Origin of the sequence: Streptomyces aureus, from assembly GCF_000725495.1 — a bacterium.
Lineage (GTDB): Bacteria > Actinomycetota > Actinomycetes > Streptomycetales > Streptomycetaceae > Streptomyces > Streptomyces aureus_B.
In genome coordinates this window covers 548,524-572,104 of the sequence record NZ_JNZD01000004.1, presented here as the reverse complement: position 1 = coordinate 572,104, position 23,581 = coordinate 548,524, and the positions used below count along the sequence as shown (strand labels likewise).

The window sequence follows — 23,581 nt, the reverse complement described above, 5'->3', positions numbered from 1 at the left end:
ATCGGGGGGTCTCCTGGGGACGAAGGGGCGTCAGGAACCGACCGAGAAGGTGGCGTCGGCCTTGTCGGTGGAGGTGGAGATCGGGTCGATGCGCAGCACGTAGTCTGCGTGCCGGAGGTAACGGTCCGGGTGGTTGTGGGAACGGAACGACGACCAGGACGTGTCGGCCAGGCCCGCGGTCCGGTGGAAGGTGGCGTCCTGCGCGAACGTCGTCGTCCCGTCGTTCACGGCGAGCGCCATCCGGTAGTCGCTGTGCCGCAGGTAGCGCGTCGGGTGGTTGACCGAGCGGAACGAGACGCCCGAGGCGTCGGCGAGCCCGGGTACCAGCGTCCACTGCGCGTCCGCGTACGGGTCGAAGGGGTACTCGTCGATCCGGCCGACGAAGTCGGCGTGCCGGACGTAACGGGCCGGATAGTTGTAGGACTTGAGCCGGTTCCAGGCAGGGGCGCCCCAGGCGGCGAGGAGGTTCGTGTACTCCGTGGGGGTGATCGGCTGGATGCTCGCGTGCTTGGAGTTCAGCGGCTGGGTGTAGAGCCGCTGGTCGACCGCCGTCCAGGTGCCGCTCGCGAGATCGGCCGACTGCCAGGCGTAGAAGACCCCGTTGGGCGTGTAGGTGTCACCCCAGAGGTACCAAGTCCCCGTCGTCCGTGACCTGATGAGGATCGGGGCCTCGGTTCCGCCGTGCGCGACCGGAGTGCTGAACGCGGTGAAGCTGCCGGGGTCCAGGGAGGTCGACCGGGCGCCCACCAGGGTCTGGTCCTTCTTGAAATAGAGGTAGTTGACGCCGTCGACGCCCACCGTCAGATCGCCGTCGATCACGTCGTAGCCGGGGTCGAAGAAGACCTGCGCGGCCGACGCCGTCACGAAGTCGGACGTGTGGTTGACCATGAGGACGTTGTGACCGCTGGAGTTCACCGCGGAGTAGAGGATCCCGTACTGCCCCCGCCCCGCGTCCCAGTACGCCTCGGGCGCCCAGCTGTGGGTGGCCAGATCATGCAGTTTCAGCCGGCGGTAGCCGCTGAAGGAGCGCAGGTCCGCCGAGTCCCAGACGTGGACGTACTGGCTCTGCAGGCTCCAGTCGGTGCCCTTGAGGTCGGTGGCGAGCACCACGAACGTGCCGTCCTGGCGGCGCAGGACGAAGGGGTCGCGCAGCCCGCCGGTGCCGCCGGACGGGGTCACGACGGGCCGGTTCTGGTTCAGCGGGGTCCACTGGAGCGAGTCGGTGCTGACGGCCAGATGGAGGCCGTAGTCCGCTCCGTCGCCGTTCGGGGACTCGGTGAAGTAGGCCATCACATAGGCGCTTCCGGCCGCGGCGCGGGCGGGCGGGGTGCCGAGGGTGAAGGCGGCCGTGAGGCCGGCCATCGCCCCCAGCGCGGCACGGCGTGAGGTCTGAACGGGCCTGTCGTCCATGCCGGTCTCCTCGCGGTTCGCGCGTCGGCGCCGGGATGCGTCGCCCCGGATCGCTGGTTCGATATATCGAATGCCGTACGACATGCTGTGCGAGGCATCACGGTAAGGGCTTACCGATGATGTGAACAGGGCCTGCAGGGACGGAAGTTGAGCGTGTTCACGCCTTTTCCCACGCGCGGGGCGGGGTGTTGTGGGCCGCCCGTCGTCACAGCCGCTGTCTAGGCTGGTCCGCGTGAAGGAACAGAGCAGCAGACCACTCGCCGTGTTCGACCTGGACGGAACGCTCGCGGACACCGCGCACCGGCAGCGATTCCTGGAGCGGACGCCCCGGGACTGGGACGCCTTCTTCGCGGCGGCACCCGAGGACCCGCCGCTCGCCGAGGGGGTCGCGATGGCGCTGAGCAGCGCGGAGGAGTGCGAGGTGGTCTATCTGACGGGCCGCCCCGAGCGGTGCCGGCGCGCGACCGAGGACTGGCTGACCGGGCACGGGCTGCCCGCGGGGCGCATCTTCATGCGGCGCAACGACGACCGCAGGCCCGCCCGCCGCACCAAGCTGGAGGTCCTTCGCCGGCTGGCCCGCGACGGGGAGATCCGCGTCCTCGTCGACGACGACGCGTTCGTGTGCGAGGAGGCGGAGCGGGCCGGCTTCACGGTCGTACGGGCGGGGTGGGCGGCCGCGTCGGCGGCACTGAAGGACGCGCAGGAGCGGGAAGGGCGGACCTGAGGGGGGCTTGGCGGGTCCCGTGGACCCGAGACGGGCCTGGACCCGTGGGGGTCCGGCGGACCCGAGGGGCGGGTCGGGTCAGTCGGCGTCCTCGAGCCGGAAACCGAGCTTCAGACCGACCTGGTAGTGCTCGATCCGCCCGTTCTCGATCTGGCCCCTGACCTGGGTGACCTCGAACCAGTCGAGGTTGCGCAGGGTCTGCGAGGCCCGGGTCACCCCATTGCGAATGGCCTGGTCGACGCCCTCGTGGGAGGTCCCGACGATCTCGGTGACCCGGTAGGTGTTCTCGGACATGCGGCTGCTCCTCTCCGCCGTGGCGGAAGTGCCAGGCGTGGTTCCACGGTGCCCCACCGGGTGGCGCTCCGCGAGACGACGGGGTGTCCCGGGTGACGGCGGGGTGTCCCGCGAGAGGGCAGGGGGTCCCCGCGACGCATGCCCCGCCGGGCGGACCGGGACGCACGAGCACCCGGGGCCGGCCGGGCCCGTACGGCCGTGTGCTTGAGTTGGCCCGGCGACCGGTACCGCCGCGACGCCACGCCGCACCCGCGCCTCACTCCCCACCCCCACTCACCCGCTCACGGAAGAGACCCGGAAGCCCTCATGCACGTACTGATCCTGGGCGGCACGACCGAGGCCCGTGCTCTTGCCGAGAGCCTGGCCGCGGCGGCGCGCCCGGACCTCAGGGTCACGACCTCGCTGGCCGGACGGGTGGGTGCGCCCCGGCTTCCGCCCGGCGAGGTGCGGGTCGGCGGCTTCGGCGGCGCCGAAGGGCTGGCGCGCTGGCTGCGCGAGCACGCGGTGGACGCGGTCGTCGATGCCACGCACCCGTTCGCCGGGACCATCAGCGCCAACGCGGCCGGGGCCGCGGCCGCCACCGGTGTGCCCCTGCTCGCCCTGCGGCGCCCCGGCTGGGCCCCGGTCGCGGGCGACGTCTGGCACGAGACGGGGTCCCTGGAGGAGGCCGCCGGGCTTCTGCCCTCGCTGGGCCGCAGGGTGTTCCTGACCACGGGCAGACTGGGCCTCTCGGCCTTCGCACCCCTGGACGACCTGTGGTTCCTCGTACGGTCGGTGGACGCGCCGGAGGCGCCGATGCCGGCCCGGGCGGAGGTACTGCTCGACCGGGGCCCCTTCACCCTCCAGGGAGAACGGGACCTGCTCCGCCGCCACGCCATCGACGTGGTGGTGACCAAGGACAGCGGCGGCGCGGCCACCGCCCCGAAACTGACGGCCGCCCGCGAGGCGGGCCTCCCGGTGGTCGTCGTCCGCAGGCCCCCGGCACCCCCCGGCGTCCCGGTGGCCCCGGACCCGCAGACGGCCACCACCTGGCTCAAGAACCACGGCCTCCACCGGGCTTAGCCCGGGCCGTCCGTTGACGCCGAGCCGAGTCCTCGACCGATCCCTACGCCAGGCCGAATCTCCGACCGCCTACTGACGCCGGGGCGAGCGCCCGCTGACGCGGGAGCGAGTCCCGTCCCTCTACCGGCGCCGGGGCCGCCGCGCGAGCGACGTCCCCCGTCTCACTCCTCCTCGCTGGCGATCGCGTTGATCGCCGCCGCCGCCATCGCGCTGCCGCCGCGGCGGCCCCGGACGACCAAGTGGTCCAGGGCGGAGGGGTGTCCGGCCAGGGCTTCCTTCGACTCGACGGCGCCGACGAAGCCGACCGGCACTCCGATGACCGCTGCGGGGCGCGGGGCGCCCTCCTCGATCAGCTCCAGGAGGCGGAACAACGCCGTGGGGGCGTTGCCGACGGCCACCACGGCGCCGTCCAGGCGGTCGCGCCACAGCTCCAGGGCGGCGGCGCTGCGCGTGGTGCCCAGCCGTTCCGCCAGCTCCGGCACCGCCGGGTCGGAGAGCGTGCAGATCACCTCGTTGTCCGCGGGCAGCCGTCTGCGGGTGATGCCGCTCGCGACCATGGAGACGTCGCAGAGGACCGGCGCCCCCGACCGCAGGGCCTCGCGGGCACGGGACACCACGTGGGGCGTGTACGCGAGGTCGCGCACGAGGTCCACCATGCCGCAGGCGTGGATCATCCGGACCGCGACCTGGGCGACGTCGGCGGGCAGGGCCGTGAGATCGGCTTCGGCGCGGATGGTGGCAAAGGACGCGCGGTAGATGGCCGCGCCGTCCTTCTCGTAGTCGAACACTGTCTTCTCGCTCATCCGTTGACGGTCCGGGCGCGTGCCGAGGCCGGAGCAGCGCCCGGGGGCGCGCGGCATCGGCGCGAGCATATCGATCGTCAGCGGGCGGCCGGCGGGGAGGGCTCCCGCGGGGACGTGCCCCGCGGGAGCCCCTTCGAGCAGGTCCGGGCGCTGTCCGCGTCAGCCGGCGGTGGCGAGGATCAGGGTGAACCCCGCCTCCGGGTCGGCCCACAGCCGGTCCGTGCGCAGGCCCGCGTCGGCCATCTCGGCCCGCAGGCCGTCGACGGTGAACTTCGCGCTGCGCTCGGTGATCCACTCCTCGCCGTCCTCGAACGGCACCGACAGACCGAGGCCCCGGACCTTGACGCGCTGTTCGGCCCGGCTGCGCAGCCTCATCTCGATGTGGCTCTCGTCGGCGTTCCACACCGCGACGTGGTCGAAGCTGTCCGGGTCGAAGTCGGCGTCCAGTTCCTGGTTCAGGACGTGCAGCAGGTTCTTGTTGAAGGCTGCGGTGACCCCCTGGGCGTCGTCGTAGGCGGTGACCATCTCGCCCTCGTCCTTGACCAGGTCGGCACCGATGAGCAGGAAGTCCTCGGGGCGCATGATGTCCCGCAGACCGCGCAGGAACGGGCCCCGGGTGGACCGGCGGAAGTTGCCCAGCGTGCTGCCGAGGAAGGCGAGGAGGCGCGAGCCGCTCTCGGGCAGTTCGGGCAGGACGAGGGGAGCGGTGAAGTCGGCGCGCAAGGCGTGCAGACTGATCCCCGGGTAGTCCGTGACGAGTTGGGCGCTCGCCTGGTGCAGCGCGTCCGCGCTCACGTCGACGGGCACGTACCGCAGGCCCGTCGGCCCCAGTGCCTCGATGATCAGCTTGGTCTTGGTCGAAGCCCCGGAGCCGAGCTCGACGAGGCTCCGCGCCCCGGTCCGGGCGGCGATGTCGCCGGCGTGCTGCTGGAGCAGTCCCAGTTCGGCCCGCCACAGGGGGTATTCGGGGAGCTGGGTGATCTCCTCGAAGAGGTCGCTGCCGCGGGCGTCGTAGAACCAGGTGGGCGCCGTGGACTTCGGGGTGGCGGTCAGCCCGGCCCGGATGTCGGCGTTCAGGGCCCGGGCGTAGTGCTCGGCTTCGAGGGTGTCGGTGTAGCCGTAGGTGCGGGTGGCGGTCATGAGAGCTCCTCGGTCGACGTCGACGCCGTATCGGCACGGTGCCGGGCGTGTGCTCCACCTGCCGAAGCGGCGGAACCGGCGGCCGGGGCGGCCTTCCGTGCACCGGAGAGCGCGTGCGGGGGTACGGGTGGGGTGTCCTCGTGAGAGGTGGGGGTCAACAGGAACGGACTCACGTACGGGGCTCCTTGCGCTGTGCGGGTGCCATGTCGTCGCTCGTGTCCTTGAGCGGGGTGAGGGTCAGTTCGGTGCGGCTCGCCGTCAGGAGGGTGCGGTCGGGGACCTCCCGCCACAGCGGGTCGTCGTCGTGCGGCTCGGAGGCCACGACGGTGCGGCGGCCGGGCTCGGTCAGATACCAGAGGGCGTCGCCCCAGGCGGTCGCGGTGATCGTCTCGCCGTCGGTGAGCAGGAGGTTGAGCCGGGAGCCGGGGGCCGCCTCTGCGACCTCCACGACGGTGTCGGCCAGCGCCTGGTCCGCCGCGTCGCCGGTGTGCAGCCGGTGCAGCACCAGCGCCCACACGAACGCGGAGTCGCACCGGGCCTCCAGCGACAGCAGTTCGGCGGCGGGCAGGCCCGACACGAGCGGCGCGAGCGTGCCGGGCCAGCCGAGGACCGCTCCGTTGTGGCTGAACAGCCAGGGGCCCGCGGCGAACGGGGCCGCGGCCGCCTCCCCGTCCGCGCCCGCCACGGTCGCGTCCCGCACGGCGGCGAGCAGCGCCCGGGTCCCGGTCACCCGGGCCAGGTCCCCGAAGGAGGGGTCGCCCCAGATCGGTCCGGTGCGGCGGTAGCGGGCCGGTACCGGGTCCCCTTCGGCGTACCAGCCCACGCCGAACCCGTCGGCGTTGACCGTCCCGTGCCGCTGGCGGCGGGGCGCCCACGACTGCCGGAAGAGGCTGTGCTCGGGGCGGACGAGGAGTGTGCCGAGCTTCTCCTCGTGCCCCAGATACGCCAGGTGACGGCACATCAGGCGTCCCCGTCGCGGGCCGTGCGGAACCCGGAGAAGATCTGCCGCCGGATCGGGTAGTCCCAGTTGCGGAACGTGCCCCGGCAGGCCACCTGGTCCACCGCGAACGAACCGCCGCGCAGGACCTTGTACTCCGGGCCGAAGAACACCTCCGAGTACTCCCGGTAGGGGAACGCGACGAACCCGGGGTAGGGCTCCAGATCGCTCGACGTCCACTCCCACACGTCACCGATCAACTGCCGTACGCCCAGCGGCGAGGCTCCCGCCGGATAGCTGCCCGCCGGGGCCGGACGCAGATGACGCTGTCCGAGGTTGGCGTGGACCGGGGAGGGGTCCTCGTCGCCCCAGGGGTAGCGGGTCGAGCGGCCGGACACCGGGTCGTGGCGGGCCGCCTTCTCCCACTCGGCCTCGGTGGGCAGCCGCCGTCCCGCCCAGCGCGCGTACGCGTCGGCCTCGTACCAGCACACGTGCAGCACCGGCTCCTCGGCCGGCACCGGCTCCGTGACCCCGAAGCGGCGCCGCAGCCACTGCCCGGCCTCGCGCCGCCAGAACAGCGGCGCCTCGATGCCGTGCGCGCGGATGTGCTCCCAGCCCGCGGGAGTCCACCAGCGCTCGTCGCCGTACCCTCCGTCCTCGATGAAGGCCCGGTAGGCGCCGTTGGTGACCGGGGTGGTGTCGATGAAGAACGACTCGACCGTGCGCCGGTGCGCGGGGCGTTCGTTGTCGAGCGCCCAGGGCTCGGTGGACGTGCCCATCACGAACGGGCCCCCGGGCACCAGGACTTCGGCGGGTCCGGTGAACGGCGCGACGGGCGCCGGGTCCGGTGCGGTGAGGGCGGCGGGACCCCGGCGGAGCTGATGGGTGATCAGCATGGTCTCGTCGTGCTGCTGTTCGTGCTGCGCGATCATGCCGAAGGCGAAGCCCGACTCGGTCAGCCGGGTGCCCTCGAACGCGGCGCTCTCCAGGACGTCGAGCGCCCGGCCGCGCACCTCGGCCGCGTACGTACGGGCCTCGGCGGGCGGCAGCAGCGGCAGCGAGGGCCGTTCGGAGCGTGCGTGCTCGAACGCGTCGTACAGCCCGTCTATCTCGGGCCGCATCGCCGAGCGCCCCGCGACCGCCCGCAGCAGCCAGAGTTCCTCCTGGTTGCCGATGTGCGCGAGGTCCCACACCAGCGGGGACATCAACGGTGAGTGCTGCGCGGTCAGTTCGGGGTCCTCCACGCAGGAGGTGAGCAGGGCGGTGCGGTCGCGGGCGGTGGTGAGCGCTTCCAGCGCGCGCCGCCGGAGCGTTTCCGGATCGGTGAGGCGGTCGGAGGCGGTCGTGCCGGTCATGTGCTGAGGTCCTTCCCGTCGGACAGACCGTGCGGGCGGGCGTGCGGGCGGCGCCCGGATCCGCCCTGGTGACGAGCGGCGGCCGCGCCGGCCACGTCGTCGGCGGGGCAGCGGCCCCGGGCCACGTAGCGTTCGGTGAACTCCGCCACCGCGTCGAGCACCTCGGTGGTGGCGCCGAGCCGGGGCAGTGCCTCGTACGCCGCCGCGAAGCAGACCGCCGCGGCCTCGCGCAGCTCCGGATCGGCCAGGCCGTACCGTGCGGCGTCCTGCCACAGCGGGTTGCGGGGCGCCGGAGCGGACCCCGCCCGCTCGGCGAGGGGCTTCACGGTCCGGTAGGCGGTCTCGGCCGCGTCCGGGTCGTCGAAGAGGGCCGCCGTCACCGCGAGCGGCACGATCCAGCCGTCCTCACCCGGCTGTGCGTCGATCATGCGGAGCTCCAGATGACCGCGCGGCCGGACCGGCGGGAACAGCGTGGTCATGTGGTACGCGAGGTCCGCGCGGTCCGGTGGCGCGGCGGACCGCGTCCATTCCCGGAAACTGAGGTCCTCCGGGACCTCCCAGGGGGCCTCGGCCCCTCTGACGCACATCACCGGCGCGTCCAGCACGCGCCGGGCCCAGGCCGCCCGGGGGTCGCCGCCCAGGAGCGGCGCGTCGGTGCGCCCGGGGTCCATCGACGCCCACAGGGACTGGCGTGTGGAGCGCCAGCCGGTGTGCCGTCCGCGGGCCATCGGCGAGTGCGCGAACGCGGCCACCAGGACCGCGCCCAGCTGATGGGCCAGCCACCAGCGGCGCCCGTGCCCGAGCGGGCCCGGTTCCTCGTACCCGGCGTCCAGGCAGACCTGGACCGACGCCGACGTGCACATCATGGCGCGGCCCTCGGGCCCGGCGCGGTCGAGATACCGCTCCATGGCGTCGTACCGGGGCTCGTGGAGATAGCGGCTCGGAGGGTTCCAGGGGTCCTGGCCGAAGCCGCTGAGGGCGAGGTCCGCCTCGCGCAGGGTGGCGCGGACGGCGTCGAGATCGGCCGAGACGGATCCCACGCACTCCATCAGGGAGGCGGCGGGGGCGGAGCTGAGCTCCAGCTGTCCGCCGGGTTCGACGGTCAGCGCCGAACGCAGGGACAGCGTCCTCAGTGCGGCATAGGCCGCTTCGAGTCGTTCGGGTGGTACCGGGAGCCGCGGCCCGCGCAGCTCGTGGACAAGCCATTCAACCTCGACACCGAGCAGGCGGGGCGGACCGGTCTTGAAGCAGATGCCACGGACCAGTGCGTCCACCTCGGCCTCGGTGACGGTGGAGCGGCGTCGCTCCGTACAGTCACTCACCGAATCGGACATGTCGGGATCCTCCTGAGATTCCACCATGCCGCCGGCCCGGGGTCTGGTGGGCCGGACCGACAATGACCGTTCCACCCAAGACCTTCTCGCCGGTTCGCACAAGGGGGCAAACCATTTCTTAGGGGACCGGTAAGCACTGATTGCGGGGCCGGGAAACTCTGTTGCGCCGCAGGACCAGCATCGCTCACGATGCGTTCATGGGCACGACGGGGGAGAGCACGCAGGCCGCGTCCGTGGCGCGTACGGGGGTGGCGCCATGAGCGCGCGCCTGCGTGCGATCGCTCGTGAGACCGAGGAGATCGTGGCCGCCGGCGGCTACCGCGCATCCTCGGGAGGCACGGTGTCCATCGCCGCGGCCGTCGGGGCGGCGCGGGCCGGGACGGTCCTGCACGGACCGGAACCGGTCGCGACACCGACGGTGACGCCGGTCGTCACTTCGTTCGAGGTCACCGGCGAGAGCAGCCTGGAGGCGGCCCGCCGGCTGACCACCGAGGGTGACGGCCCGGTCGCCGTCCTGAACTTCTCCTCGGCCCGCAATCCCGGCGGGGGTTATCTGAACGGCGCGCAGGCCCAGGAGGAGGCCCTGTGCCGGGCGTCCGCGCTGTACACCTGTCTGCTGCGGGCCCGGGGGTTCTACGACCACCACCGCGCCCACCGTGACGCGTTCTACACGGACCGTGTCATTCACTCGCCCGGCGTACCGGTCTTCCGGGACGACCGCGGCCGGCTCCTCGACGAGCCCTTCGCGGCCGGTTTCCTGACCGCGGCGGCCCCGAACGCCGGGGTCGTCCTGCGGACCGCCCCGGAGCGGGCGGCGGACCTGCCGTCCGCGCTGGCCGTCCGCGCCGAACGCGTCCTGGAGACCGCCGCCGCCCACGGCTACCGCAGGCTGGTCCTCGGAGCCTGGGGCTGCGGGGTGTTCCAGAACGACCCGGCGCAGGTGGCGGGGGCCTTCCACGGGGTGCTGGCCGGGGGCCGCCTGGACGGGTACTTCGAGCACGTGGTCTTCGGCATCCTGGACCGCACCCCGGGCCGGACGACACACCGGGCCTTCGAGCAGGTGTTCGCCTCCGGGGTGCCCCAGGGCTGAGCGCCCGGCGTTCCGCGCCTCTGAGAGTCGGCGCGGGCCGTGCTCACCGGCACGCGGGCGGTGCTCACCGGCCGTCCCGCCCGCCCGGTCTTCCCGGTGTCACGCGCGGCTCGTGCGACCCGCGTCCCGAGTTCGCCGGGCGCCCCGCGCCCAGTGCCCCGGTCCGGCAGGGCCGTCACCGGGGCCGGTGGCAGGGGTCAGCGCCAGCCGTAGCGTTCGCGCAGGCGGTGCACCACCGCGTTGAACCGCATCCGGTCCAGCGCGCACGCCTCGCGGCGCATGCCGTCCTCGTGCAGCCGCATGACGCGGTCCACGTTCACCCAGGAGTCACGGCCGGTGCGGTCCCAGGGTCCGCTGCCGATCGCCACCCACTCGCGGTCGCCGTTGTGCGCCTTGCTGGAGAGCTGCACGGCGAGCAGGGTGCCCGTGGCCTCCCGGGCCACGACCAGCACGGGACGGTCCTTGCCCCGGCCGTCGTTCTCCTCGAAGGGCACCCAGGTCCAGACGATCTCGCCGGGATCGGGGTCGCCGTCGTGGGCGGGGGAGTACTCGGTCCTCACGGGGCCGACCTCGCGGGGCTCGGCCTCGGTGGTGGCCGTGGGGCCGTAGCGGCCGGGGACTTCGGCTTCGGGCTCATCGTTAAACGCGTTCACGCGGGTCACGGTAGAGCCCCTGTCCGGGGCGGTGGCGGCCGGGTCCGGGGTCGGAGGGCCCGACCGGCCTCCGGGACCGGCCCAACTCGGGTGCGGCGCCCGCCGTACGGCGCCACGCGCGCCGGGAGCAAGAGGTCACGCGCGCCGGAAGGACGGCGCCACGCAGGCCCGATGGGCGATGTCACGCCCGCCGACAGGACGGCGGCGGGCGCACCGGAGCCGTGAGCCGACTCCCGTACGCCCGCGCCTTGTTGTCCGTAACTCCTGGTGCCGTGCGCCTCAGCGCACCGGCCTCACCCCTCCTTCTCCACGGGCACCTTCTCGCTGACCGGGGCCGTGAACCCGTTGAGTTCCGCGGTCGGGTTCTTGGCCTGGCCCCCCTCCGGGTTCATCGAGGCGAGCAACTGGCGTGCCAGACCCAGGCCGGTGCCGCCCATCGTGAGCGCCTTGGCGAACAGGTCCGCCATGCCGTCGGCGCCGTTGAGCAGCACCATGTGGTCCACGTTGCCGAACGCGCTCGCGCCGGCCTGGACGATCTCCGGCCAGTTCTCGGCGAGTTGCTGGGCGACGACCGCCTCCTGGTTCTCGGCCAGCGCGGCCGCGCGGGCCTGGATGGCCTCCGCCTCCGCGAGACCCTGCGCCCGGGTCGCCTCCGCCGCCGCGAGGCCCTTGGCCTGGGCCGCGGCCGCCTCGGCCTCACCGGTGGCCCGGGTGGCCTCAGCGGCCGCCGCACCCCGTGCCTTGGTCGCCTCGGCCTCCGCGTTGGCGGCCACCTTGACCCGGGTCGCCTCGGCCGCGGCGGCCAGTTCGGTCTCCCTGGCCTTGGCCTGCGCCGCCGAGATCCGCGCGTCGCGCTCGGCCTCGGCCCGTGCCCGGATCTCGTACGCCTGGGCGTCCGCCGGCTTGCGGACGTCCGCCTGGAGCTGCTGCTCGCGGCGGTGCGCCTCCAGCTCGGCGACCCGTGTCTCCTGCACGACGACGTCCTGCTGAGCCGCGGCCGCCGCGAGCGGGCCGGCCATCTGGGCCGTCGCCGCCGCCTTGTCCCGCTCGGCCTGGTAGCCGGCCTGCTGGATCTCGCTGTCCCGGGTCGCCTCCGACATCCGCGCCGCGGCCTTCTGCTCGGCCTCGGTGGCCAGCCGGTTCGCCTCGGCCTGCGCGATGCGCGCGTCACGCTGCACGGCGGCGGCGTGCGGCATGGCCAGGTTTCGGATGTACCCGGTCGGGTCCTCGATCTCGTGGATCTGCAGCGAGTCGACGATCAGGCCGAGCTTCTCCATCTCCGTGCCGCACGCGGCCCGGGTCTGACCGGTGAGCTTCTCCCGGTCGCGGATCATGTCCTCGACGGTCAACCCGCCGACGATGGACCGCAGATGACCCGCGAAGACGTTGTGCACGCGCTCGGCCATCATCTTCTGCTGGTCGAGGAAACGGCGCCCCGCGTTGGCGATCGACACGAAGTCGTCGCCCACCTTGAAGATGACCACGCCCCGCACCTTGAGCGGAATGCCCTGGGTGGTCACGCAGTCCACGTGCAGTTCGGTCTCGTTGAGGTCGAGCGAGATCTTCCGCACCGCCTGGACGCCCGGCAGCACCAGCGTGCCGCGGCCCGTCACGATACGGAAGCCCATGCCCTCTTCGAGGCCCTCGGTCCGATGCTTCGAACCGGAGATGATCAACGCTTCGTTGGGCTCGGCGACACGCCACATGAGCTTGAAGACCACAACGAGGAAGATCAGCGCGAGGACGACAGTCCCCGCAACGACGCCGACAACCATCGGCATACGCCCCCTTTGCATGGTGCCCTTTCGGCACCGAACGAACGGGAGTGTGCTCCTCGCCGACAGTGGGGTACAGGGCTCGGCGAATCCTTGTTGCGTTCTTGACGCGAACGGCTCTCACCTGGGACGAGTGCAGCTCAACTGTCGTATTGGCAAGGCGAATTGCCTGCCCGGATCGCAGGGACTGTCGAGGGCGATCCGGGGCGGTCCAAGGGCCCGTGCCGCCGGGCGCGGCGGTGCGGCCCGAGCGTCGGTGCGGAGGCGGGCGGTGCGGCTCGAGCGTCGGTGCGGAGGCGGGCGATGCGGTCCCGGGCGGTGCGGTCCGGCGCCGGGCGGCCGTCAGTCGTCGTACGCGGCCGAGACGTACACCGTCCGCGGCGGCAGATACTCCATCACCATCACCACCGTGCCCCGCTCGATGCGGTCCCGCGGCGCGGCCGGGTACGCGAGGAAGTGCTCGGCGCCGCCGCGCACCCGGACGATCACCTCGCCGACGAGCCCGGGTCCGACCGTGCCGGTGACCCGTCCCATCAAACCGACCATCGAGGCGTCGTCCATCGTCACAGCGTACGGCTCGAACTCCCCTACGCGGCCGCCGAGTCCGCGACGGATTCCGCCGGAGGCCACAGCTCGTGCCAGCGCAGGTCCGCCTCCAGCTGTGCGGCCAGCGACACCAGCAGTGGCTCGCTGTCCGCCGGGCCGAGCAGCTGCGCGCCGACCGGGAGCCCGTCGCCGACGAAGCCGGCCGGGACGTTGACGCCCGGCCAGCCGAGGACGTTCCAGGGCCAGGCGTACGGGCAGGCCGCGATCATGGCCCGGTCGGTGCGGACCCCGCTCAGGCCGAGCATCGAGCCGATGCGCGGCGGGGGAGCGGCGGTCGTCGGGGCGAGCAGCACGTCGTAGGTCTCGAAGAGCGCGCCGACGCGCCGCTGAAGCCCCGCCTCGGCCCGGCGGGCGGTCCGCAGCGGCGCACCGCCGAGCAGCCGGCCGAGGCGCGCCGCGCCGTGCGTGCGCGGGTCGAGGAGTTCCGGGAACGGCACGCCGCGCACATGCTCGGCGATGCCCGCCGTGGCGCGCGGGACGAACGTGAGCCCGATCGGCCCGTAGCGCGGGTCGGCCTCCTCGACCGTGTGGCCGAGTGCAGCGAGCCGCTCCGCGAGCGCGACGACCCGCGCCCTCACGGCGGGGTCGAGGCGGGCGGGCAGCGCGGTGAAGGGCGGCTTCAGGGACAGCGCGATGCGCAGCCGGCCCGGATCGCGGCCCACGGCGTCGCCGACGCGCAGCGGGGCCGGCCGGTGCAGGTCGCCCGCGTGGCTGCCGCTGGCCGCGTCGAGGAGCAGGGCCGCGTCCGCGACGGTGCGTGCGAGCGTGCCGTTGACGGTGATGCCCTGGAAGGACTCGGGGCGGGGCCAGGTCGAGATCCGGCCGCGCTGCGGTTTGATGCCCACGAGGTGCGTCCAGGCGGCCGGGATGCGGACCGAGCCCGCCCCGTCCGAGCCCAGCGCCGCGGGCACCAGTCCCGCGGCCACGGCGGCCGCGGAGCCCCCGGACGAACCGCCCGGGGTGTGATCGTGGTGCCAGGGGTTGCGGGTCGCGCCGAAGGCCGGGCCCTCGGTGAAGGGCCACTGGCCCAGCTCGCAGGCGTTGGTCTTGCCGACCACGACGGCACCGGCCGCGCGCAGCCGCCGTACCGCCTCGCCGTCCTCGCTCACCGGCGGGAAGTCGCCCCGGCAGCCGAACGCGGTCGGTTCACCCGCCACGTCCATGTCGTCCTTGACCGCGACCGGCACCCCGAGCAGCGGGCGCCGTCCGCCCGCCGCCAGTTCCGCGTCCGCGGCGTCGGCCTCCGCGAGCGCGGCCTCGGCGCGGACCAGCCGGAAGGCGTTCACGGTGGGCCGGCCCGCCTCGATCCGGGCGAGCGCCCGCTCGACCAGCTCGCGCGAACTCACCTCGCCCGCGGCCAGCGCACGCGCGCTCTCGGTCAGTCCTGGGGCACGGTCGGGAGCCATCCCGGTCACCTCCGAAGCGGTTGTCTACCGAACGGTAACCTCTGGGCCGGTCCGGCGGTACCGGACTGGCAACCTCCTTTACGGAGGCGGGAGTTCCGTCCACCGGGTGATCGATCGGGTGCCCTGCGCGAGGAGTTGCCCCGGCCCTCTGGAAGGATGCCTCGGGTCATGGTGCAGATACCGAAACAGCCCGGTCGTGCGGCTCCCGTGAGGCGGCCCGTCCCCACCAGCGCGGACGTGGCGCGATTGGCGGGTGTCTCCCGCGCCACCGTCTCGTACGTCCTGAACAACGCCAGCGCCGTCCGGATCAGCGAACCCACCCGGCGCCGGGTGCGCGAGGCCGCCGAGGAGCTCGGGTACGTTCCCCACGCGGCGGCCCGCAGTCTGCGCGCCGGACACAGCCGCATGGTCCTGATGCCCGCCCCGGCCGTTCCCGTGGGCCCGCTCTACCACCAGTTCTTCGCCGAACTCCAGTCGGCGCTCGGCCGGCTGGACTACACGGTCGTGCAGTACGGCAGCGTCGGTCTGCGCGGCGACGAGGCCGCCCGTGCCTGGGCCGAGCTGCGCCCGGTCGCCGTCCTGGTGCCCGGCAGCGGCCTCGGGCCCGAGGGGGTGGCGGTCCTGAAGCGGTCCGGTGCCCGCGCGGTGCTCACCCTGGGTCCCGAACGGGTCGACGGCGCCCACGCGTTGCTCATGGACCACGACCGGGTCGGCCACTGCGCGGGCGTCCACCTGCTGGCCGGGGGCCGCCGCCGCGTCGGAGTCGTGATGCCCGAGGAGAACGGGCTGGAGATCTTCTCCCGGCCCCGCCTCGAGGGCGTCCGGCGGGCCCTGCGCGGCACGTCCGCGACGGTGACCGAGCTGCCCCTGGCGTACGAGGAGGAGGCCGCCGCCCGGCTCGCGGCACGCTGGGGCTCCCTCGGCCTCGACGCCGTCTTCGGCTACAACGACGAGTACGCGATGCTCCTGATGCGCGCCCTCCAGGACGAGGGCGTCGCCGTACCGGAGCAGACCGCCGTGGTCGGCGCCGACGACCTCATGCTCGGCCGGCTGCTCAGACCCCGGCTGAGCACCGTGCACCTCGACCTGCCCTCCGGCCGTGACCTGGCCGAACTGGTCGACCGGGTGGTCCGTGAGCCGGGCGCGGAGCCCGAGACGCACGAGGTGCTGGGCGCACGCGTGGTGCACCGGGCGTCGAGCTGAGAGAGGCTGGTTGCGCGACGGGCGAGGTCCGCCCGGCGCGGCACCGGGCCCGTCCGCCCGGCCCGTGCGAGGCCGGGCCGGACCGCGTGCGCGACGGGGTACCGGCTGCCGGAGCCCGTCCCCGGCGGCATCGGACAGCGGAGGCGTGTCATGCGGACCACGGTCGGCATCATCGGCGCGGGCCCGGCCGGGCTCCTGCTGGCCCGGCTGCTGCACCGGACCGGGATCGACTGCGTCGTCCTGGAGAGCAGGACCCGCGCGTACGTCGAGCGGCGCCAGCGCGCCGGCATGCTGGAGCAGGGCACGGTCGACGTCCTGCGCGCGTGCGGGGCGGGCGCGCGGCTGGACACCGAGGGCCTGGTCCACCAGGGGATCGAGCTGCGCTTCGAACGGGAACGCCACCACATCGACTTCCCCGGGCTCACCGGCGGCCGGACCGTCACGATCTACGCCCAGACGGAGATCGTTAAGGATCTGGTCGCCCTCCAACTCGACCACGGACCGCCCCTGTTGTTCGAGGCCGAGGCGATCGCGGTGGAGAGTCCGGGGAGCGCGTCGCACGCCGTGCGGTTCGTGCGGGGCGGGCGCGAACAGGTGCTGGCCTGTGACTGGGTGGTGGGCTGCGACGGCGGCCACGGCGTGGCGCGAGCCGCGTTCCCGGCCGGGACCGGCCGCACGTACGCGCACGAGTACCCGTACTCCTGGCTCGGCATCCTCGCCGATGTGCCGCCTTCCTGCGAGGAGTTGGTCTACGCCCGCGGAGCCGGGGGCTTCGCCCTGCACAGCATGCGCTCCCCCTCGGTGTCCCGGCTCTACCTCCAGGTCCCCAACGGGACCGAGGCCGGCGACTGGCCCGACGAACGTGTCTGGGACGAACTGGCCTCGCGGTTCGCGGTCGAGGGGGACTGGCGGCTGGAACGCGGACCCGTCACCGACAAGTCGGTCACCCCGATGCGCAGTTGGGTGCACGAGCCGATGCGCCACGGTCGGCTTTTCCTGGCCGGGGACGCCGCCCACATCGTGCCGCCGACGGGGGCCAAGGGGCTCAACCTCGCGGTGTCCGACGTGCAGCTCCTGGCCCGCGGCTTCGCCGCCCTGCACCGCCGTGGATCCACCGAACTCCTGGACCGCTACTCGGAGTTGGCACTGGAGCGAGTGTGGCAGGCCACGCGTTTCTCGTACGACATGACTAGAATGTTGCACGCTCAACCAGATGGGGACGCGTTCGACCTCCGGATGCAGCTCGCGCGACTGCGCCGGATCACCGCGTCCCGCTCCGCCGCCGCCGAACTGGCCGCGAACTACACGGGACTTCCCCTGCCCGACGACGTGGCGGGCCCGCCGAGTCCCCCTGGTGATCAGTGAACGATCGGAGAGCCGCCATGCCCCTGCTCGACCCCACGACCTGGCAGTCCCGCCCGCTGCGGGGCGGCGAGTACACCGTCACCGAGCCCGCCACCGGCGAGGGCCTCGGCACCCTCGCCCTCGCCACCGCCGAGGACGTCGCGGACGCCGCGCGGGCCGCCCGCTCGGCACAGGCAGCGTGGGCGGCGGCCCCGCACTTCGCCCGTGCCGCCGTACTGCGCCGGGCGGGCGACCTCTTCGCCGCGCACGCCGACGAACTGCGGGCCTGGATCGTGCGGGAGTCCGGCTCCATCCCCGGCAAGGCGGACTTCGAACTCCACGTCGCCGCCCAGGAGTGCTACGAGGCGGCCGCCCTGGCCTCCCGCCCCACGGGCCAGGTCCTGCCCTCGGAGGCGCCCCGGCTGTCGTACACCCGTCGTGTCCCGGTCGGCGTCGTCGGGGTGATCGCCCCCTTCAACGCGCCGCTGATCCTCTCGATCCGCTCCGTCGCCCCCGCGCTCGCCCTCGGCAACGGCGTCGTCCTGAAGCCCGATCCACGCACGGCCGTGTGCGGCGGCCTCGCGCTCGGAGCCGTCTTCGCCGCGGCGGGCCTGCCGGACGGGCTGCTCCAGGTCGTGCCCGGGGGTCCCGGGACCGGCCAGGCCCTCGTGGCCGATCCGCTGATCCCCGTCGTCTCCTTCACCGGCTCGACCGCCGCGGGCCGCGCGGTCGGTGAGGCGGCGGGACGTCATCTCAAGCGGGCGCACCTGGAGTTGGGCGGCAACTCGGCGCTGGTCGTCCTGGAGGACGCCGATCTCGACGCGGTGATCTCCACGGCCGCCTGGGGCTCGTTCTTCCACCAGGGCCAGATCTGCATGACGACCGGCCGCCATCTGGTCCACGCCTCCCTGTACGAGGAGTACGTCGAGCGACTCGCCGCCAAGGCGGAGTCACTCGCCGTCGGCGACCCGCATCGAGAACAGGTGCACCTCGGACCGATCATCGACGACGCCCAACTCGCCAAGATCCGGGGGCTGGTGGAGTCCAGCGCCGCAGGGGGCGCGAAGCTCGCGGCGGGCGGTACGCACGAACGGCTCTTCTACCGGCCGACCGTGCTGGCCGGCGTGGACGACTCCACACCGGCGTACGTGGAGGAGGTCTTCGGCCCGGTCGCGCCGGTCCGCTCCTTCGCCACCCTCGAGGAGGCGGCGGCCCTGGCGGCCGCCGGACCCTACGGCCTCTCCCTGGGCATCGTCACGCGGGACACCGCCCGCGGTCTCGCCCTGGCGGAACGCATCCCGACGGGGATCGCGCACATCAACGACCAGACCGTCAACGACGAGGCCGTCGCCCCCTTCGGCGGTACCGCCGCCTCCGGCACCGGGGCCCGCTTCGGCGGCGAGGCGAACCTGGACGCCTTCACCGACCTGCGGTGGACGACGGTGCGCGGGGACGTGGCGGGGTACCCCTTCTAGAGCATCGGGCCGGGGCTGGGTCCGGGGCTGGCGGGACAGGTGCCGTCGCCTCGCCATGAGGCGGGCGGCCCGGCACCTGCGTCCCGGACCTGTCCGGCGTCCGCGGCCCGCCGCCACCCCCGGTTTGTTCGGCCGGCCCACTCTGTTCGACCGGCGCGACCTGCCCGGCTGAACCGGCCTGTTCGACCGGCGCGGCCTATTCGGCGTCCTTGGCCTGCTTCGCCTGCTCGGCCGCCACCGACTTGCGGACCTCGTCCATGTCCAGCTTCCGGGCCTGCCCGATCACGTCGTCCAGGGCGGCCGCGGGCAGCGCGCCGGGCTGGGCGAAGATCGCGACCTGGTCGCGGACGATCATCAGCGTGGGGATCGACTGGATCTCGAAGGCCGCCGCCAGTTCGGGCTGCGCCTCCGTGTCGACCTTCGCGAACACCAGGTCCGGGTTGGCCGCTGCGGCCTTCTCGTAGACCGGGGCGAACTGACGGCACGGCCCGCACCACTCCGCCCAGAAGTCGATCAGGACGAACTCGTTGTCCGTGACCGTCTGGTCGAAGTTCTCCTTGGTGAGCTCAACGGTGCTGCTCATTCCACTTCCCTCTTCCTCACGTACGGGTCATGCCGGTCAGCACAACGCCACCCACCGGGTGCCTATTCCGGGCCCGTACCCGTGTGGCCCCCGCGCACACCAGCAACCAGACTGGCCCCATGACGGAAACGGAATCCATCGCCTACGACGTCGTGGTGCTCGGTGCCGGACCCGTGGGGGAGAACGTCGCCGACCGCGCACGCGCCGCCGGCCTGTCCACCGCGGTCGTGGAGAGCGAACTGGTCGGCGGCGAGTGCTCGTACTGGGCGTGCATGCCCAGCAAGGCCCTCCTCCGCCCGGTGATCGCCCGCGCCGACGCCCGCCGCGTACCCGGTCTGGCCGCCGCGGTACAAGGCCCCCTCGACGCGTCCGCGGTGCTCGCCCACCGCGACTACTTCACCTCGAACTGGAAGGACGACGGCCAGCTCGCCTGGCTCGACGGCATCGGCGCCGACTTCCACCGCGGTCACGGCCGGCTCGCCGGACCCCGCACCGTGACGGTCGACGGACCCGACGGAGAACGCAAGGTGCTGACCGCCCGGCACGCGGTCGCCGTGTGCACCGGCACCCGCGCCCAGCTCCCCGACCTGCCAGGCATCGCCCAGGTCAAGCCGTGGACCAGCCGCGAGGCCACCAGCGCGCACGCCGTGCCCGGACGGCTGATCGTGGTCGGCGGCGGTGTCGTCGCCGCCGAGATGGCCACGGCCTGGCAGGCGCTCGGCTCGCAGGTCACCCTGCTCGTGCGCGGCAAGGGCCTGCTGCCCCGCATGGAGCCCTTCGCCGGGGAACTGGTCGCCGAGGCGCTGGCCGAGGCGGGCGCGGACGTGCGCACCGGCACCTCGGTGACCGCCGTCTCGCGCGAGGGCACCACCGTGGTCGCCCTCACCGACACCGGCGACCGCATCGAGGCCGACGAGATCCTGTTCGCGACCGGCCGTGTGCCGCACACCGACGACGTCGGCCTGGAGACGGTCGGCCTGGAACCCGGCGGCTGGATCGAGGTCGACGACAGCCTCCGGGCCGTCGGCAGCGACTGGCTGTACGCGGTCGGCGACGTCAACCACCGCGCGCTGCTCACCCATCAGGGCAAGTACCAGGCCCGGATCGCGGGCGCCGCCATCGCCGCGCGTGCCGCTGGGGTGCCGATCCTGGAGACGGACCCCTGGGGCGCGCACGCGGCCACCGCCGACCACGCGTCCGTCCCGCAGTGCGTCTTCACCGACCCGGAGGCGGCGGCCGTAGGTCTCTCCCTCGCCGAGGCGGAGCAGGCCGGACACCGGGTCCGGGCCGTGGACGTCGACATGTCCTCGGTGGCCGGCGCGGGTCTGTACGCGGACGGCTACCGCGGCAAGGCCCGCATGGTCGTCGACCTCGACCGCGAGATCGTCCTCGGCCTCACCCTGGTCGGCCCCGGCGTCGGCGAACTCATCCACTCGGCGACCATCGCCGTCGTCGGCCAGGTGCCGGTCGACCGCCTCTGGCACGCCGTCCCGTCCTACCCCACGGTCAGCGAGGTCTGGCTGAGGCTGCTGGAGGCGTACCGGGACGCGTGACCGCGGTTTCCGCAGGTGCGTCCCCGGCCCGCCGCCGGGGACGCACGTACGGACCTCGCCCGTGCCTCGGAAGGCCCAAGGGAGGTCCGTACCCGTGGAGACCCGGCCCGGGTCAGGCCAGGGTCACCAGTTCCCGGTACTCCTCGCTCCACAGGTCCTCGTCCGCGTCCGGGAGCAGCAGCACCCGGTCCGGGCGCAGGGCGTCCACGGCCCCTTCGTCGTGGGTGACCATCACGAGCGCGCCGGGGTAGGTGGCCACCGCGGCCAGGACCTCCGCGCGGGAGGCGGGGTCGAGGTTGTTGGTGGGCTCGTCCAGGAGGAGCACGTTCGCGCCCGAGTGGACGAGCCCCGCCAGGGCGAGCCGGGTCTTCTCGCCCCCGGAGAGGACCCCGACCCGCTTGCCGGCGTCGTCGCCCGTGAACAGGAACGAGCCGAGCACCCGCCGTACCTCGCCGTCGCCGAGATGCGGCGCCGACGCGGCGAGGTGGTCGCGGACCGTACCGGCCGGGTCCAGGGTGTCGTGCTCCTGTGCGAAGTAGCCGAGGCGCAGCCCGTGCCCGCGCACCACGCGTCCGCCGTCCGGCTCCTCGTGCCCGGCGAGCAGCCGCAGCAGCGTGGTCTTGCCCGAGCCGTTCGGGCCGAGGATCACCAGCCGGCTGCCCCGGTCCACGGCGAGGTCGACGCCCCCGAGGACGCGCAGGTCGCCGTACGCCTTGGTCAGCGAGACGGCGCCGAGCGGCATCCGTCCGCAGGGGGCCGGCTCGGGCAGCCGGATCCGCGCCACCTTCTCCGTCCGGCGGACCGGTTCCAGGCCGGAGAGCAGCCGGTCGGCGCGCCGGTCCATGTTCCGGGCGGCCACGGCGGTCGCCACGTTCGAGCGCATCTTGTCGGCCTGCGCGTGCAGGGCCGCCGCCTTGCGCTCGGCGTTCGCCCGCTCCCGGGCCCGCCGTCGCTCGGCGGCCTCGCGCTGGGCGAGATAGGCCGCCCAGCCCGTGTTGTGGACGTCGAGCGTGGCGCGGTGCGGGTCCAGATGGAACACGCGGTTGACCACGGCGGCCAGCAGGGAGGTGTCGTGGCTGATGAGGACGAGCCCCGCCTGACGGCTCGCCAGGAACCCGCGCAGCCAGACGACCGAGTCGGCGTCCAGATGGTTCGTCGGCTCGTCGAGGAGCAGAGTGCCCTCGTCGGAGAACAGGATGCGGGCCAGTTCGACGCGCCGCCGCTGCCCGCCGGACAGGGTGCCGATCTGCTGGTCCATCACCCGGGCCGGCAGACCGAGCCCCGCGGCGACCCGGGCCGCCTCGGCCTCCGCCGCGTACCCGCCGCGCGCCTGGAACTCGGCCTCGGCCCGTACGTAGGCGTTCATCGCGCGGTCGGATCCGTCGGCCATCGCGGCCTCGGCCGCCCGCAGGGCCTCGACAGCACGGTCGAGGCCCCGGGCGGACAGGATGCGGGCGGTGACGGTGACCGCGGGGTCGGCCGCGGCCGGGTCCTGCGGGAGATGGCCGACGGCTCCGGAACGGGAGACGGAACCGGCCTCGGGCCGCCGCAGTCCCGCGAGGGTGCTCAGCAGGGTGGTCTTGCCGGCGCCGTTGCGGCCGACCAGACCGACGCGGTCGCCGGGGGAGACGGTGAAGGAGATGTCGGACAGCAGCAGACGGGCGCCGACGCGCACGTCGACACCGCGAACGGTGATCATGGGGAAACGCTCCAGAAGTCAATCGGCTCAGGACACACGGGTGGCGTGGAAGCGGGTCCTGAGCTAAGAGACGCGGGGCGTAGACATGCCCGCAGGCTAGCGGAGCGGGGGCTGGGGCGCCTGCGATTTATCGCCCGGGGAGGCAGCGGCGGCCGCGCCGGGCGGCGAGGGGCGCGGTGCCGGGACTTGCCAGTGCCGGCGGACAGGGTGCGGTGCCGGGACTTGCCGATGTCGGCGGGCAGGGTGCAGTGCAGTGACCCACCGGGCGGCGAGGGGCGCGGTGCCGTGACCTGCCGGTGGCGGCGGACAGGGTGCGCGGTGCCGGGACTTGCCGGTGCCAGGGGACGGGGCGGGTTTGCCGGGACTCGCCGGTGTCGGAGGGCGGGGCGTGTCTGCCGGGGCCGGGCCTCCTGGCCGAGGGCCGTTTCAGCTGGGCAGGGTGAAGCCCAGCAGCTCCGCCGCCCGGTCCGGCGTCGGCTGGGACCACAGTTCCGCCGCGGCCTGGTTCGAGGAGAGCGAGCGCAGCTCGGCGCGGTCGAGGTAGAGCAGTCCGTCCAGGTGGTCCGTCTCGTGCTGGACGATGCGCGCGGGCCAGCCGTCGAACACCTCGTCCACGGCGTTCCCGTGCTCGTCGAACGCCGTCAGCCGCACCTCGGCGTGCCGGGCCACCACGGCCTGCCAGCCGGGAACGCTGAGGCAGCCCTCGTAGAACGCCGCGCGCCCCGGACCGGTCGCGTCGTACGAGGGGTTGACCAGGACGCGGAACGGCTGCGGCACCCGTCCGCGGACGAGACGCACCTCGTCCGAGACCGGCGCCGGGTCCTCGATGACGGCGATCCGCAGCGGCACGCCGACTTGGGGGGCGGCGAGACCCACCCCCGGGGCCGCGTGCATCGTGGCGCGCAGGGCCGCGACGAACCGGGTCAGCAGACGCGGGTCCAGCTGCCCGTCGAAGGGTTCCGTGCCCCGGCGCAGTACGGGGTCACCGGCCGGGACGATCGGCAACGGCCCCTCGTGCTCGAGGAGTTCTTCGACCAGGTCGCTCAGGGGGACACGCGGGGCGCTGCGGCCGGGTTCGGTTGCCATCCCGCCAGGATGCCAACCGGAACGGAGCCGATCGAGGCGGCGCGAGGGA

General features: G+C 73.7%; 21 protein-coding genes. 7 read left to right on the top strand and 14 right to left on the bottom strand.

Features of this window, described 5'->3' with window-relative positions:
- Positions 1–30: 30 nt before the first annotated feature.
- Positions 31–1,410 carry a glycoside hydrolase family 43 protein gene (locus tag IO36_RS08675; RefSeq protein ID WP_037617810.1) on the bottom strand — a complete coding sequence of 460 codons (1,380 nt, stop codon included), beginning with the start codon at positions 1,408–1,410 and terminating at the stop codon, positions 31–33.
- Positions 1,411–1,642: 232 nt separating this feature from the next.
- Between IO36_RS08675 and IO36_RS08670 the strand changes: the two genes are divergently transcribed.
- Positions 1,643–2,134 carry a phosphatase domain-containing protein gene (locus IO36_RS08670; RefSeq protein ID WP_037617808.1) on the top strand — a complete coding sequence of 164 codons (492 nt, stop codon included), beginning with the start codon at positions 1,643–1,645 and terminating at the stop codon, positions 2,132–2,134.
- Between the two features lie 78 nt (positions 2,135–2,212).
- On the opposite strand, the gene IO36_RS08665 is transcribed toward IO36_RS08670, so the two are convergent.
- Positions 2,213–2,428 carry a dodecin gene (locus IO36_RS08665; protein ID WP_037617806.1) on the bottom strand — a complete coding sequence of 72 codons (216 nt, stop codon included), beginning with the start codon at positions 2,426–2,428 and terminating at the stop codon, positions 2,213–2,215.
- Between the two features lie 306 nt (positions 2,429–2,734).
- Here IO36_RS08665 and IO36_RS08660 point away from each other — a divergent pair, with 306 nt between their 5' ends.
- Positions 2,735–3,490, top strand: a complete 756-nt coding sequence (locus IO36_RS08660; protein WP_037617804.1) for a cobalt-precorrin-6A reductase — start codon at positions 2,735–2,737, stop codon at positions 3,488–3,490.
- Positions 3,491–3,651: 161 nt separating this feature from the next.
- Here the strand turns inward: IO36_RS08660 and IO36_RS08655 are convergent, their stop codons facing one another.
- From IO36_RS08655 to egtA, 5 genes are all read right to left on the bottom strand, one after another.
- Positions 3,652–4,293, bottom strand: a complete 642-nt coding sequence (locus IO36_RS08655; RefSeq protein ID WP_037618530.1) for a precorrin-8X methylmutase — start codon at positions 4,291–4,293, stop codon at positions 3,652–3,654.
- Between the two features lie 159 nt (positions 4,294–4,452).
- On the bottom strand, positions 4,453–5,433 hold the full coding sequence (gene egtD / locus IO36_RS08650; RefSeq protein ID WP_037617802.1) for an L-histidine N(alpha)-methyltransferase: 981 nt from the start codon (positions 5,431–5,433) through the stop codon (positions 4,453–4,455).
- A 169-nt stretch (positions 5,434–5,602) separates the two neighbouring features.
- On the bottom strand, positions 5,603–6,394 hold the full coding sequence (gene egtC / locus IO36_RS08645; RefSeq protein ID WP_037617801.1) for an ergothioneine biosynthesis protein EgtC: 792 nt from the start codon (positions 6,392–6,394) through the stop codon (positions 5,603–5,605).
- Positions 6,394–7,725 (bottom strand): ergothioneine biosynthesis protein EgtB, encoded by a 1,332-nt coding sequence (gene egtB, locus IO36_RS08640; RefSeq protein ID WP_037617800.1) that lies wholly within the window; start codon positions 7,723–7,725, stop codon positions 6,394–6,396. The genes egtC and egtB overlap by 1 nt, the downstream gene beginning before the upstream one ends.
- Positions 7,722–9,059 (bottom strand): ergothioneine biosynthesis glutamate--cysteine ligase EgtA, encoded by a 1,338-nt coding sequence (gene egtA / locus IO36_RS08635; RefSeq protein ID WP_078943074.1) that lies wholly within the window; start codon positions 9,057–9,059, stop codon positions 7,722–7,724. The genes egtB and egtA overlap by 4 nt, the downstream gene beginning before the upstream one ends.
- A 256-nt stretch (positions 9,060–9,315) precedes the next feature.
- Here egtA and IO36_RS08630 point away from each other — a divergent pair, with 256 nt between their 5' ends.
- Entirely contained in the window at positions 9,316–10,149 is an 834-nt protein-coding gene (locus tag IO36_RS08630) for a TIGR02452 family protein (protein ID WP_037617799.1), read from the top strand.
- 197 nt (positions 10,150–10,346) lie between these two features.
- On the opposite strand, the gene IO36_RS08625 is transcribed toward IO36_RS08630, so the two are convergent.
- The 4 genes from IO36_RS08625 to IO36_RS08610 form a co-directional block, all read right to left on the bottom strand.
- On the bottom strand, positions 10,347–10,802 hold the full coding sequence (locus IO36_RS08625) for a type II toxin-antitoxin system PemK/MazF family toxin (RefSeq protein WP_037618525.1): 456 nt from the start codon (positions 10,800–10,802) through the stop codon (positions 10,347–10,349).
- A gap of 293 nt (positions 10,803–11,095) precedes the next feature.
- Positions 11,096–12,583, bottom strand: coding sequence for an SPFH domain-containing protein (locus IO36_RS08620; RefSeq protein ID WP_037617797.1), 1,488 nt, complete (start codon positions 12,581–12,583; stop codon positions 11,096–11,098).
- 336 nt (positions 12,584–12,919) lie between these two features.
- Complete coding sequence (locus IO36_RS08615; RefSeq protein ID WP_037618524.1) at positions 12,920–13,144, bottom strand: hypothetical protein; 225 nt, start codon at positions 13,142–13,144, stop codon at positions 12,920–12,922.
- Positions 13,145–13,164: 20 nt separating this feature from the next.
- Positions 13,165–14,589 (bottom strand): amidase, encoded by a 1,425-nt coding sequence (locus IO36_RS08610; RefSeq protein ID WP_037617795.1) that lies wholly within the window; start codon positions 14,587–14,589, stop codon positions 13,165–13,167.
- A 168-nt stretch (positions 14,590–14,757) separates the two neighbouring features.
- On the opposite strand from IO36_RS08610, the gene IO36_RS08605 reads away from it, so the two are divergent.
- The 3 genes from IO36_RS08605 (at position 14,758) to IO36_RS08595 (ending at position 18,611) form a co-directional block, all read left to right on the top strand.
- A complete protein-coding gene (locus IO36_RS08605) occupies positions 14,758–15,792 on the top strand; it encodes a LacI family DNA-binding transcriptional regulator (protein WP_078943073.1) in 1,035 nt (344 codons plus the stop codon).
- A gap of 150 nt (positions 15,793–15,942) precedes the next feature.
- The gene (locus IO36_RS08600; protein WP_037617794.1) at positions 15,943–17,157 is read left to right on the top strand and encodes a 4-hydroxybenzoate 3-monooxygenase; all 1,215 of its coding nucleotides are present in this window, start codon (positions 15,943–15,945) and stop codon (positions 17,155–17,157) included.
- 17 nt (positions 17,158–17,174) lie between these two features.
- Entirely contained in the window at positions 17,175–18,611 is a 1,437-nt protein-coding gene (locus IO36_RS08595) for an aldehyde dehydrogenase family protein (protein WP_037617792.1), read from the top strand.
- Positions 18,612–18,807: 196 nt separating this feature from the next.
- Here IO36_RS08595 and trxA read toward each other — a convergent pair whose 3' ends face one another.
- Entirely contained in the window at positions 18,808–19,194 is a 387-nt protein-coding gene (gene trxA, locus IO36_RS08590) for a thioredoxin (RefSeq protein WP_037617790.1), read from the bottom strand.
- 119 nt (positions 19,195–19,313) lie between these two features.
- Between trxA and IO36_RS08585 the strand changes: the two genes are divergently transcribed.
- On the top strand, positions 19,314–20,747 hold the full coding sequence (locus IO36_RS08585; RefSeq protein WP_037617788.1) for a dihydrolipoyl dehydrogenase family protein: 1,434 nt from the start codon (positions 19,314–19,316) through the stop codon (positions 20,745–20,747).
- 112 nt (positions 20,748–20,859) lie between these two features.
- Here the strand turns inward: IO36_RS08585 and IO36_RS08580 are convergent, their stop codons facing one another.
- Together IO36_RS08580 and IO36_RS08575 are read right to left on the bottom strand one after the other, a co-directional pair.
- Positions 20,860–22,446: an ABC-F family ATP-binding cassette domain-containing protein gene (locus tag IO36_RS08580; RefSeq protein WP_037617786.1), complete on the bottom strand. Its 1,587-nt coding sequence runs from the start codon at positions 22,444–22,446 to the stop codon at positions 20,860–20,862.
- Between the two features lie 426 nt (positions 22,447–22,872).
- Positions 22,873–23,532 (bottom strand): peptide deformylase, encoded by a 660-nt coding sequence (locus IO36_RS08575; protein WP_037617784.1) that lies wholly within the window; start codon positions 23,530–23,532, stop codon positions 22,873–22,875.
- Positions 23,533–23,581 lie beyond the last annotated feature (49 nt).